General features: G+C 72.9%; 1 protein-coding gene. It reads right to left on the bottom strand.

Going from position 1 to position 255, the window contains the following annotated elements; translation table 11 throughout:
• Positions 1-255 (bottom strand): transposase family protein (locus QSK03_RS33045; RefSeq protein WP_285660084.1); only part of this gene is annotated, 255 nt, incomplete at both ends.

Genomic DNA, 255 nt, shown 5'->3' on the forward strand with positions numbered 1-255 from the left:
ACGGTGGCCTTGTCCAGCATCAGCCGACGCAGGATGAACGCCGCGCAGCGTCCGGTGGTCGACGCCCAAGGACGGGCCAGCCGGCTGGTGTCGTGGGCGAAGACCTCACGTGAGCAGCCGTCGTGCATGCAGCGGTAGCGCGGCACCCGGACCCGCAGCTCGAGGGGATGCCCGACCACCGGGACGTCGCTGACGCGGCGTTCGGTGCTGTCGCGGTAGGTCCCGGCGATCCCGCAGCCCGGGCAGCGGCCGGGA

Origin of the sequence: Actinomycetospora sp. NBRC 106375 (assembly GCF_030269665.1) — a bacterium.
In the GTDB taxonomy this organism is placed as follows: domain Bacteria; phylum Actinomycetota; class Actinomycetes; order Mycobacteriales; family Pseudonocardiaceae; genus Actinomycetospora.